At 43.4% G+C, this 11,679-nt stretch carries 7 protein-coding genes; 3 read left to right on the top strand and 4 right to left on the bottom strand.

Annotation, left to right across the window (positions count from 1 at the left end; translation table 11 throughout):
- Nucleotides 1–53: 53 nt before the first annotated feature.
- The 4 genes from asnS to FET73_RS13360 all read right to left on the bottom strand — a co-directional run bounded on the left by asnS (nt 54) and on the right by FET73_RS13360 (nt 6,026).
- Nucleotides 54–1,454: an asparagine--tRNA ligase gene (asnS, locus tag FET73_RS13375; RefSeq protein ID WP_154224477.1), complete on the bottom strand. Its 1,401-nt coding sequence runs from the start codon at nt 1,452–1,454 to the stop codon at nt 54–56.
- Nucleotides 1,455–1,543: 89 nt separating this feature from the next.
- Nucleotides 1,544–3,043: an aminotransferase class III-fold pyridoxal phosphate-dependent enzyme gene (locus FET73_RS13370; RefSeq protein ID WP_154224476.1), complete on the bottom strand. Its 1,500-nt coding sequence runs from the start codon at nt 3,041–3,043 to the stop codon at nt 1,544–1,546.
- Between the two features lie 139 nt (nt 3,044–3,182).
- On the bottom strand, nt 3,183–4,523 hold the full coding sequence (gene gorA / locus FET73_RS13365) for a glutathione-disulfide reductase (protein WP_154224475.1): 1,341 nt from the start codon (nt 4,521–4,523) through the stop codon (nt 3,183–3,185).
- Nucleotides 4,524–4,601: 78 nt separating this feature from the next.
- Nucleotides 4,602–6,026 carry a pectate lyase precursor gene (locus FET73_RS13360; protein WP_154224474.1) on the bottom strand — a complete coding sequence of 475 codons (1,425 nt, stop codon included), beginning with the start codon at nt 6,024–6,026 and terminating at the stop codon, nt 4,602–4,604.
- A 249-nt stretch (nt 6,027–6,275) separates the two neighbouring features.
- Here FET73_RS13360 and FET73_RS13355 point away from each other — a divergent pair, with 249 nt between their 5' ends.
- The 3 genes from FET73_RS13355 to FET73_RS13345 all read left to right on the top strand — a co-directional run bounded on the left by FET73_RS13355 (nt 6,276) and on the right by FET73_RS13345 (nt 11,611).
- On the top strand, nt 6,276–6,983 hold the full coding sequence (locus tag FET73_RS13355) for a Crp/Fnr family transcriptional regulator (RefSeq protein ID WP_154224473.1): 708 nt from the start codon (nt 6,276–6,278) through the stop codon (nt 6,981–6,983).
- 184 nt (nt 6,984–7,167) lie between these two features.
- A complete protein-coding gene (locus FET73_RS13350; protein ID WP_154224472.1) occupies nt 7,168–8,343 on the top strand; it encodes an efflux RND transporter periplasmic adaptor subunit in 1,176 nt (391 codons plus the stop codon).
- A gap of 73 nt (nt 8,344–8,416) precedes the next feature.
- Complete coding sequence (locus FET73_RS13345; RefSeq protein ID WP_154224471.1) at nt 8,417–11,611, top strand: efflux RND transporter permease subunit; 3,195 nt, start codon at nt 8,417–8,419, stop codon at nt 11,609–11,611.
- Nucleotides 11,612–11,679: the final 68 nt, after the last annotated feature.

The following is an 11,679-nucleotide window of genomic DNA, read 5'->3' as shown; positions in this document are numbered from 1 at the left end:
TTTGTGAAGTAGCCAATCCAAAGAGGGTCTTTGGATTGGCCTGTTTTTTCTATTTAAAATTTGGCAGAGCCCGGTGTTCTTGGGAAGGCAATCACGTCACGGACATTAGACAGTCCAGTCACGTAACTGACCAATCGCTCAAAACCTGCACCAAAACCGGCATGTGGCACGGTGCCATAACGCCTGAGGTCGGTGTACCATTTGTATTCTTCTTGATTCAAGCCATGGTGATCCATGCGTTTCAACAAATAATCCAAACGCTCTTCACGTTGCGCACCCCCCATGATTTCACCAATGCCTGGAACCAATACATCCATGGCGGCTACGGTTTTACCGTCATCGTTCATGCGCATATAGAAAGGCTTGATTTCTTCAGGGTAGTTCATCACAACGATGGGCTTCTTAAAGTGTTTTTCTGTCAAGAAACGTTCGTGTTCAGTTTGTAAATCGAGGCCCCATTTGACTTCGTAGTCGAATTTCTCACCGCAGTTCTTCAGAATCTCCAAAGCATCCGCATAGTCAACGCGTTCGAAAGTGTCATCTTGTAATGTTTCTAAACGCTTGATTGCTTGTTTGTCTACAAAGCTGTTGAAAAAACCCATGTCATCCATGTTGTTTTCCAGTACTTTTTTGGTGATGAATTTCAGGAAGTCTTCACCCAATTGAGCCGCGTCATTTAAGTCAGCAAACGCCACTTCAGGTTCAATCATCCAGAACTCAGCCAAATGTCTTTGGGTGTGTGAGTTTTCTGCACGGAATGTTGGGCCAAAAGTATAAACTTTGCTTAAAGCACAGGCATAGGTCTCAGCATTCAACTGACCTGATACCGTCAAGTACGCTTCTTTGCCGAAAAAGTCTTTGCTGTAATCGATGTTGCCTTTGTCGTCTTTAGGCAAGTTCATCATGTCTAATGTAGAAACGCGGAACAAATCACCAGCACCTTCACAATCACTGGCTGTGATGATCGGCGTGTGCAACCAAAAATAGCCGTTTTCATTGAAGTATTGATGTACCGCTTGAGCCATGGTATTGCGCACGCGCATCATGGCACTGAACGTATTGGTACGAGGGCGCAAATGGGCCTGCTCACGTAAAAATTCCATGGTGTGACGTTTCGGTTGAACAGGGTAGGTGTCTGGATTTTCAACCCAACCAACCACTTCAACATGGCTCGCTTGGATTTCAAAGCTTTGGCCTTTGCCGCCAGATTCTACCAGTGTACCGTTGATGATCACAGAACAGCCGGTAAACAACTTCAATACTTCTTCATCATAGTTAGGCAATTCGTTATTAGCAACCACTTGGATGCCATCGAAACATGAGCCGTCATGAACGACCAAAAATGAAAAGCCGCCTTTAGAGTCGCGGGTTGTTCGGATCCATCCTTTGATGGTCACTTCGCTGTTGACAGCATGATCGCCTGCCAATGCGCTTTTGATTGAAACCTGTGTCATTTGGGTATCTTTTATCTATAGTCTTTTATAAAAAAGGCCACTGTCTTTATGTTAAGTCAGTGGCCAATGGTTTTATTTCAGTGTATTGATTAACTGGCTTTGTCTATTGCATTGGCTTTCGGGCCATTCAATAGGGCGTTTTCAACGCCGGCAACCACCAAGTCAACTTCGGCTTCAGTGATGTCAAAACGTGGTGTAAAACGCAGTGAGTTTTCACCGCCATGGATCACACCGATGCCGTTGTAACGCAAAAATTCTTCTGTGCTGCCGGTGCCATAAGCCTTGAATTGTGGGTCTAACTCACAAGAGAATAACAAGCCAGTACCTTGAACATTGGTAATTTCACCGTTCAGTTTATTTTGCAATTCTTTCAGTTTTTCAACAAACATCACACCTTTGTCGCGGATGTTTTGGCGAGATTCAGCTGACAGCTCAGTCAATACAGTACAAGCCACATCCATCGCTTTTGGGTTGGCGGTCATGGTGTTGCCATAAATACCAACCACGTACATTTCAGCGGCTTTTTTACCCATAGCCAATACTGACAAAGGATAATGACCGGCATTCAATGCTTTAGAATAAGTTTCCATGTCAGGTGCTGGTAAGTTTTCAAAACCAGGGTAGTCACAAATTGACAAACAACCTTGAGCTCGCAAACCTGCTTGAATTGAATCGACCAAGAACAATGTGCCATTGGCTTCTGTTAATTCACGTGCAGCGGCATAGAATTCTGGAGAAATGCCCATGCCTGGGTTACCTTCGCCCATAACGGGCTCCATGAAAAACGACTCAATGAATTCATTATTTGCAGCCGCATCATCATATGCTTTTCGCAAAGCGTCTATGTCATTGATGGGAACTGTGATTAAGTTGTTGCGACCTTGGAATGAAGCCAAGTTCTTTTTGTATGATTTCAATGACGAATCAGAATACTGTGCAGGTCGATCGGTACGACCGTGGAATGCACCTTCTAAGGCCATGATTTTAACTGTTTTACCGTAGTTTTCGCCGCCCATGCCAGTTTGTTGTTTGGCGTTTACGTCTGAGATACGTGAAGCCACAGTCACGGCTTCTGAACCTGAGTTCATGCAGATGAATTTCTCAAAAGGACAGGCATCACGACCGACACCAATCTCTTTCTTCAAAATATCAGCCAATTTCTTTTGGTAAAAGCTAGGCGTCATGATATTAGCCATAACATGTGGACGCGCCATGGTTTCTAATACATGATCGGCGGCATGTCCCGCACCCAACATACCGTAACCGCCATTGTCATGTAAAACAGCGCCTTTTAAAGTCACAATCCAAGACCCTTTACCTGACAGTGCAACGTAAGGATTTACAGCATCAGCAGCATAAAAGTTAACGAAATCTTGGTGCATGAAAGCCATTTGGTCAACTTCATTCATGTCAATCACTTCAGGGTATGCTGTTTTGACTTTTTCAAATTCACTCACTGCATTATCAATGGCAACAGTTAAGTCAGGATCACTTTCAATGAATTTTTGAACAATGGCATCACTCAAGCCTACAGTTAATACATCGCCTGCGGCTTGTTTTAATGTTTGTAACTTTTCAAAAGTTGTCATATATATCTCGTTAAATAATCAGCCGAGCATTTTACCATAACCAAGACAAAAACCGCCACCCGTTCAGCGTTTCTCTGAAAGCTGTTTTTGTTCAATGGTTTAGGCAGGGTATTTGAAGTTGTGCTACCTTAATAAACGACTAAAGCGTTACAAATTCTTCTGCTGAAGTGGGGTGGATGCCGATGGTGCTGTTGAGTTGGGTTTTAGTGAGGCCTTGTTTGAGGGCCACGGCAAAGCCTTGAATCATTTCGCCACCATCTGCGCCCACCACGTGCATGCCCAATACTTGGTCAGTGTCTTCGTTGACTATAATTTTCATGAAGGTTTTTTCTTTCACTTCACTCATGGCATATTTCATTGCCCTGAATGTGCTGGTGTGGGTTGAAATGTTGGGGTGTGATTTGCGGGCTTGGGCTTCAGTTAAGCCACAGCTGCCTATTTCAGGCTGAGAAAATACCGTGGTCGGGATGAAGTCGTATTCTGGAAATTGATTACCGTTTTTGTACAGCCGATCAACCAAATAATGGCCTTCACGTATCGCCACGGGGGTCAAGTTGTCTCTGTTACACACGTCGCCAACTGCAAATACATGGGGCAAGGAGGTGGCTTGGGTTTTGTCAACGGTGATTTGATCATTGTTTTGGGTGTCGATGCCCACTTGGGATAAATTTAATTGGGCTGTATTGGCTGCCCTTCCAGTAGCAAAAAACACCAAGTCTGAAGCAATGGTCTGGTGTTTGCTGTCGTGACTGGTGTGACATATGAAGCCGGTTGACATTTTTTCTACTGCGGTGATTTCTGTTTCTGTAAGTACATTAATACCCGCATCTATAAATGACTGTTGCGCAAAGGCAGCCACTTCCTTATCAAAGCCTCGGAGGATTTGTTTGCCTCGATAAACCAAGTTAACTTTCACGCCTAAAGCATTGAAAATACATGCAAATTCTACTGCAATATATCCACCACCATTTATGGTTATGCTTTCTGGTAAGGCGGGTAAGTCCAAAGCTTCATTGGACGTGATGACATGTTCTTTGCCTGGCATATCAGGTACGGTGGGTGTGCCACCAGTGGCAATCAAAATGTGTTTTGCTGTGTATGATTGGCCAGCTATGTCTACAGTGTGTGCATCTACAAATGAACCGAAGCCATTAATCAATTCAACGCCCGAGTTGGACAACAGTTTCAAATAAATGCCGTTGAGTCGGTTGATTTCCTCGTTTTTGTTTTCCAACAGTGTTGACCAATTGAATTGACTTTGGATATCCCAACCGAAAGTTTTGGCGGCTTTGAACATTTTGCTGTATTGAGAGGCGTAAACAAATAATTTTTTAGGTACACAGCCGCGTATCACACAGGTACCTCCGACTTTGTCAGACTCGCAGATGGCGACTTTTTTACCGTATCCAGCGGCTATCCTTGCTGCCCTGACGCCACCTGATCCTGCGCCGATGACCAATAAATCATAATCGTATGCCATGTTTTTACCTTTGTTTTGTCTGTTGAATTAGAATTTAAAAGACCTGTTTTTCATAAAAGTCTTTCTTAATCTTTCATTCTACTCAAAACCATTGGTAAATATTACATCATTTCCCATGGTTGATGCCAATCCATTGATAAAATCTTCGATCGCCGTGTAGCCAGATGGCATGATGGTGTTGTGGTCGTTGCCATTATTTGGGTTCAGCCCACGGCTGTTTTCCCATGCATTGGGCATGCCATCTCCATCAGAATCCAATGGTGGATTGGTTGGCGTGAGGCCTGACATCAGGTCACTCGGTCGGAAATTGCGCCAAGAACCATTCCTTTGTGTCAATTCCAGTAACGACTGCTTGGCAACCACGTCATGGGGATAGGCGCCGATGGTTGGTGTTAGTTTGGCTTCTAACGCAGTACTTGGTGATGTACCACTTGCTTGATAGTCGTTGTGAACGGTGTAGTCAAAGAGGCCAGACTGGTTAAATTGCGAACTGACAATGCCACAACAAACAAAGGTGTATTCATTCATGAAAGGCGCGTCATTCCATGGGTTTTCGACCACGCCTACATAAGAACCGGGGTCTTGAACATAATTGTCTTGCAGCCAATATTCGGTCGGCACTGGTGGGTTGTTGTTTTCAGGGTCAAACCAAAACGGTGACAATGAAGCGCTTGGGCCGTCAATGTAAGCATTACCAAGGATATTGAACTGACCAGCTGATACATTGTGGTGTACAAAACCTTCACGGCCGTTGTAAGTGAGGTTGTTTTTGACTTCAGCAGGACCTACAGACAAAGCGGGCGTTCTGTTGCGTGAATGTGTGAAAATGTTATTGAGGATTGATATGTAACCGCCGGTTCTGGAGTTACCGTTACAGCTGTTGTCATCGAGACAAGGCCGGTGGTTTATGACGCCTTTGTTGTGTGTCCATCCGTTGTTGGTGTCGTAGATAGGGAAAGATAAATGTGACCATTGTATGGTGACATGTGAAGCACCATTCCAAAGGTCAATGGTTTCATCTGCACCATGTGAAGCATCGATGTGGTCAAAAATAAAATGGTTGGCATCAGAAAATTGAATGGCGTCATGTTGGCTTGAAGGCCATTCATTGTCAGGATCATGAGGGCGGACTCGAATGTGTCGCATGATGATGTTACTGATGCCTTCATCATAACTGGTGTACATATGCCCAGTGATAGTAATACCCGCACCGGGGGCGGTTTGTCCTGCGATGGTGAGGTCGCCATGTGGAATGTGTATGTCACCATCAATAATGCCTGAGACATCGAAAACAACAATCCGCGAGCCAGCAGTATTGATGGCTGCTTGTAAGCTGCCTGGGCCTGAGTCATTGAGGTTGGTGACTTTGATGACTGTGCCGTTTCGGCCGCCTGTGGCAAAAGCACCAAATCCTTCAGCTTCAGGAAATGCTTTGAGTTGCGCCTTACTTGATGTAGTTAATGCCAGTAATATGATGACAATTGTTTTTTTATAGCTAAACATGGCTCGCTCTTATTTGTGGTATTGAATGGTGGGCGACTTTATTGTTATTTACAGGGTAAGGTAATTAAGGTTTTGTTTTCGTTAAATCCAAGCAGTTTGGTGTTGTTGATGCAATAAATAGCGGACTTTTGATGCTAAGAATAAAACTTTGCTTTTAGTCAAGGTGTGAATTAAAAGCCAATACCTTACTTTTTTCAGAGAATGTAATCAGGTTACAATAAGCGGTTAATTCAATCTTTTATGTGAAATATGTTAGACAAAACCCTCAATCGTGACGTTGTTCTTGCCATGCGTGAATGTGTGATGTTTTCAGGTATGGATGATGCACAGTTTGACGCCTTATTGCGATTTTCCAAATTGATAACCAAGCCCGCGGAGTGCATGTTGTTCCAACAAGACATGCCATTGACACATATTTATTTTGTCTATCAAGGTGCAGTTAAGCTCAGTCGAAGTACCATCAAAGGGGATGAGAAAATCATTGAAGTGATTTTACCTGGTAGGACATTTGCTGAGGGCGTTTTGTTTAAAGGTGCCCCCAAATATCCTGTAACTGCCACGACATTAAAAAGCAGTACGGTGATTGCTGTTGATGGGAAGCAATTGTTGAATTTACTCAAAAGTTCAAATGAATTATGTATCAAAATGTTGGCTCATGTATCGTTTAGGTTGCATTGGATGATCAATGAATTAGACAAGCAAACATTGCATAATGCCTCTTTCAGAATTGTGGATTATTTTTTGGCGCAAATCACTTTGACTGATGCTTCGAGGCATGAGATAGAGTTACAGGTACCAAAAAGAGACATTGCTTCACGCTTGTCAATCAAGCCAGAAACATTTTCTAGGGCCTTGAAATCATTAGAAAAAAAGGGGTTGATCACGGTTCAAGAAAAAACCATTGTTATCAATGATATTGAGTTAATTAAAGAAAAAATGGCGTTAGAAGAACTGTAAGAATCAAGAAAGAAACCAATTTTAAATCCCTGACTTTCAGCCCATGTATCATGGGCTTTTTTGTGCTCAAATAATTAAGGAGCGCTGGGGAGCACTGAACAGATGAATGAAATATTTGAAATTTTGTAACCAATTTCACATCAAGTCGTTTATCAAACAAATAATCACAGAATTGGGAAACACCATGAATAAAATCGTCAAAATTATCGCACCTGTTTTGGTCTTGGGTGGCAGTGTCATGATAGTGAACACATTGGCGGCATCTAAACCAGAGCCGGAAAAAACAGAAACCAAAGCACGTCCTGTGTCTTTGTATGTTGATGAAGTGAAAGCCAAGGAAGTACTTTTGAATGTGTCGTCTCAAGGTGAAGTGAAGTCGACTAACCACATAGAATTGGTTGCTGAAGTTTCTGGTCGAATCTTATCAGTATCAAATAAGTTTTCATCAGGTGCTGAATTTCAGGCGGGTGAAACTTTGGTGAAAATTGATGACACCGAATACCAGTTAGCCGTAACACATGCAGAATCCAGGGTTGCTGAAGCCAAAGTGGGTGTGGCGCGAGAATTGGCCAATGCAAAAATCAAGAAAGACCAATGGAAATACAAAAACCCTGGTGTAGAGCCTTCAGAGTTTGCCTTAAATATCCCACAAGTAGCCGATGCAAAGAGTAAATTAAAAGCGGCTGAGGCCGAATTGGCAGAAGCAAAGCGTGATGTGCAGCGTACCAACATCACAGTACCCTTCCGCGGTAGAGTTATGGATGAAAGCATAGGTGTAGGTCAGTACATTTCTACAGGGAAAATTTTAGGTAATGTGTTTGCTGTTGATCAAGTAGAAATTCGAATGGCTTTGACAGACAGTCAATTAGCCGAACTGAACTTACCTATGGGCTATATGGCTGTTAATGATCAAGGTCCAGCAGTGACATTAAAAGCCAATGTAGGTCAAAATGAGCATGAGTGGAAAGGTCGAATTGTCAGAACACAAGCTTCTGTTGATAAAGACACGCGTTTGATTTATGCCACTGCAGTAGTGAATGACCCTTATGGTTCAGGTGCTGATAATGGTACGCCCTTAGCAGTTGGTATGTTTGTTTCCGCAGAAATTGAAAGTGCCAACAGTCAACATGCTTTGGTATTACCCAGAGATGCTTTGCGTAACAAAGACAAAGTGTTTGTTATCAATGACGAAAATCGTTTAGAAATCAGAACAGTATCTGTGTTATCTACCAATCAGCATCATGTGATGTTGCTTGATGGTGTCAAAGCCGGTGAATGGGCCGTTACTTCTTCAGCCCCTGGTGTTGCTGATGGTGTAGAGGTTCAAGCCATCAAGAGACAATTGGTAACTCAATTATAAAAAATACACTGAGGGCTGCTTCGATCTGACAGCAGCCCTTTCAAACAAATCCCTAAAAGGTAGAAGGTGAATTATGAATGGTTTAATTGCATGGTGGGCCAGGAACAGTGTGGCCGCGAATTTGATGATGTTGGGTATATTTATTGCCGGCATGATTGGGTTTGGCAAGATGGAACGAGAAATGGACCCTCAAGTGAGGTTCCCCGGTTTAGAAATCAATGTCTCATGGCCAGGTGCGTCACCTGAAGAGGTAGAGCAGCAAATTGTGGCTCGAATAGAAGAGTCTGTTCGTGATTTGGATTCTATAGAGTGGGTGCGATCTTCATCACGTGAAGGATACGGTGGTGTGTATATTTTGGCTGAACAGGATGTTGACTTCACTCAGTTTATGAATGACGTCAAAATTCGCGTTGATTCTATTTCAACTTTGCCACGTGATATTGAGCCGCCACAGGTTCAACAATGGGTCAATCGAGATGAGTTCATTCGTGTGGCTGTCAGCGGTGATTTGGGTGAACGTGAATTAAAGCGTTTGGCCGAAACCTTAAGGCGTGAAGCAGCACAATTACCTGCGGTTTCTATTGTTCAATTGTTTGGAACACGTAACGAAGAAGTTTCAATTGAAGTCGGTGAAGCTGCATTGAAACGATACAACTTGAGCTTTTCAGATGTGGCAACGGCCATCCGCAATGCCTCATTGAACCAATCAGCCGGTGCGGTGCGAACTGAAGTGGGTACCTATCAATTAAAAGTGCGCTCACAAGCAGACAGTCAAGCCGCATTTGAAGACATCATTGTCAGACAGACCGCAGACGGTGGAACCATCCGTGTAGGAGATGTGGCAACGGTTATTGATGGTTTTGAAGACAATCCTATATTAGCCACATTAAATGGTACACCAGCCGTTTTGATTCAAGTGATGACGACAGAATTCATGGACATTGTCAAAGCATCAGATTCAGTTCGTCAGTGGATTGATAAACGCCAAGACACTTTACCAGCGGGCGCCTCATTAACTTTATGGACTGATCAGGCTGAAGATTTTAAAGGTCGCATGCAAACCATAGGTTCATCCGCCTTTATGGGCTTGGTATTGGTGTTGTTTATTTTGATGCTGACCTTGAGACCCAAAGTTGCGATTTGGGTTGCTGTGGGTATTGCCACAGCCTATGCGGGAGCATTTGTGTTGTTACCCTCTGTCGGGGTGTCACTTAACATGTTATCCACTTTCGCCTTCTTGTTGGTTTTGGGTATTGTTGTGGATGACGCTATTGTCGTAGGAGAGGGCATACACAGTGAGTCAGGCAGGCTACATGATACCAAGAAACAAAGCGGTACAGAAGTTGTGGCCATTGATGACATCCCAGGTGTTCAACCGGCTGACTCGCCAGGCCTTAAAGCCGCAGTATCTGGTGCACAATTGGTAGCTAAGCCTGTTGTGTTCGGTGTGATTACAACCATTATGGCCTTCATGCCTTGGTTGTTCTTGGGTGGTTCTACCAGTGAATTTACCCGTCATATTACATGGGTAGTGATTTTGGCTTTGGCTTTTTCATTGATAGAATCATTGTTAATCTTGCCATCACATTTAGCCAATATGAAGCCAAGGAAAAAAGATGGTCGGTTTGGTCGTTTTCAAAAGAAGATTGCCAATGGCATCAGTTCATTTGCGCAAAATAAATACCGCAAGCTGGGTCAATGGAGTGTGAACAACAGATACCTAACAGCCAGTTTGTTTGTGGGTGTTTTGGTGATTGGTTTTGGTATCTTTGGTGCGGGCTTGGTTAAGAAAAGCTTTATGCCTGATATAGAGTCTGATGAAATCATTGTTAATGTTACTTTGCCTGAAGGTGCGCCATACAGTCGGGCTTTAGAAATATTGGCTCAACTTCAAACAGCTGAACAGGCTTTGGTTGACGAAGTGAAGGAAAAGAACGTGGGTTCTGGAGAGTTGATAGAAAATTGGTACACGCGATCTCGCCGTGATTCAGTACTGGCCATTGTTAAATTGGCACCACCTGAAGTGCGAGATATGTCAGCTAAAGACGCTTCTATCCGATTGCGTGAGCTGATGGGAGATGTGCCTGATGCCAAAGAAGTGTCGGTTCAGTACAAGCAAGGCGGTGGTGATCCAGGTTATGAACTGTCAATCCGTCACCCTGATTTAGATGTGTTGAGGTTGGCTACCAAAGAATTGGAAGACCAGCTGAGAACCTATGAAAATTTATATGATGTCAGAAATAACTTAGAAGGCGCATCAGAAGAAATTCGAATCACTTTAAAACCAGGTGTTGAAAAGTTAGGTTTGAGTTTGGCCGAGGTAAACAGACAAGTCAGACAAGCCTACTTTGGAGAGGAAGTGCAACGCTTACCTCGCAATGGGCAAGATGTTCGAGTTAAAGTTCGTTATCCAGTTGAGTCTAGGCGTTCTATCGAAAGTTTAAAGAACTTTTATGTCAGAACCGCAGATGGCCGTGAAATGCCTCTGATGTCTGTAGCCGAATTAGAGTATGCGCCAGGTATTAAGTCAATTCAACGCTGGAATGGTAACCGTGCGGCACGCATCAGTGCCGATTTGAAAGATGATGTTTCAGGTGATATTTCAGAGGACTTAGAAGAAAACTTTTTCCCTGCTTGGGAAGCAAAGTACCCAGGTATTATGAGAGGTTCGATTGGACAAGCTGAAGGTCAGAAGCGATTTCTTAAGGAGGTGATGGGCTTATATTTCATGGCATTTTTTGGTATGTATGCCTTGTTGGCCGTGGCGTTCAAGAGCTATTCTCAGCCGATTTTGATATTAATAGCCATTCCATTTGCCTTTGTGGGTGCGATTGTTGGACACGCAGCGCTTGACATGACCATGGCGATATTCAGTTACTTTGGAATAGCCGCGGCCGCAGGTGTGGTGGTTAATGACAATCTGGTCTTGATGGATTACTGTAACCGTTTGCGGGCCAAAGGTGTGGCGGCCAAAGATGCGATTGTTGAGGCAGGTGTTGCTCGATTTAGGCCCATCTTGTTAACTTCTGTAACAACCATTGTTGGTTTGATTCCCATGATGATGGAGCGTTCTATTCAGGCGGCTTTCTTGAAACCCATCGTTGTTTCATTGGCCTTTGGTGTCTTTATGGCGTTCTTTGTGACTTTGTTTATGGTACCTGCTTTATATAGCATTGGTTTGGATATTAAGAAAGTCTTTACCCGTAAATCAAAGCGCAAAATAATTGAGAATAAGTCAAATCAACAAGTCGTTGAGCAATCCAGTTAATGGCAACGATTTAAAATTTTAATTTTGGAAGAAAAAACCGAAGTCAAATGGCTTCGGTTTTTTTGTGT

It is taken from the genome of Marinicella rhabdoformis (assembly GCF_009671245.1).
In the GTDB taxonomy this organism is placed as follows: domain Bacteria; phylum Pseudomonadota; class Gammaproteobacteria; order Xanthomonadales; family Marinicellaceae; genus Marinicella; species Marinicella rhabdoformis.
This window is presented reverse-complemented; position numbering and strand designations above follow the sequence as displayed.

Excerpts from the sequence above, each read along its gene's own strand:
- asnS (WP_154224477.1), bottom strand. The coding sequence starts at position 1,454 with ATGACACAGGTTTCAATCAAAAGCGCATTGGCAGGCGATCATGCTGTC.
- FET73_RS13370 (WP_154224476.1), bottom strand. The coding sequence starts at position 3,043 with ATGACAACTTTTGAAAAGTTACAAACATTAAAACAAGCCGCAGGCGAT.
- gorA (WP_154224475.1), bottom strand. The coding sequence starts at position 4,523 with ATGGCATACGATTATGATTTATTGGTCATCGGCGCAGGATCAGGTGGC.
- FET73_RS13360 (WP_154224474.1), bottom strand. The coding sequence starts at position 6,026 with ATGTTTAGCTATAAAAAAACAATTGTCATCATATTACTGGCATTAACT.
- FET73_RS13355 (WP_154224473.1), top strand. The coding sequence starts at position 6,276 with ATGTTAGACAAAACCCTCAATCGTGACGTTGTTCTTGCCATGCGTGAA.
- FET73_RS13350 (WP_154224472.1), top strand. The coding sequence starts at position 7,168 with ATGAATAAAATCGTCAAAATTATCGCACCTGTTTTGGTCTTGGGTGGC.
- FET73_RS13345 (WP_154224471.1), top strand. The coding sequence starts at position 8,417 with ATGAATGGTTTAATTGCATGGTGGGCCAGGAACAGTGTGGCCGCGAAT.